A 235-nucleotide genomic window follows, 5' to 3' on the forward strand; every position below is an offset into this window, starting at 1 on the left:
GGCGCTTTATTATACAAGTCATCTGTTAAAATAGTGCCTTGAATATTGTCGCCATTATCAATTAAAACGGTGCCTGCTGGGTTTTGTGCCCGGACTTGGTTGACGACTGTACTTACTTGGGACAAACCAACTGGTAGTTCTTTATCATCTTCATAAGACCAATTCCATAATTGACCATGAACATCTGACGTACCTAAAATTGTTATTTTTTGCGGCGTGCTCGCTTCTTCTTTTT

1 protein-coding gene is annotated in these 235 nt (G+C 39.6%); it reads right to left on the reverse strand.

Going from position 1 to position 235, the window contains the following annotated elements; all coding sequences use genetic code 11:
- On the reverse strand, window positions 1-235 hold a 235-nt coding region (locus LI112_RS18075; RefSeq protein ID WP_331464439.1), incomplete at both ends, for a hypothetical protein.

This window comes from Blautia sp. 210820-DFI.6.14, assembly GCF_020558815.1.
GTDB lineage: Bacteria > Bacillota > Clostridia > Lachnospirales > Lachnospiraceae > Blautia_A > Blautia_A obeum.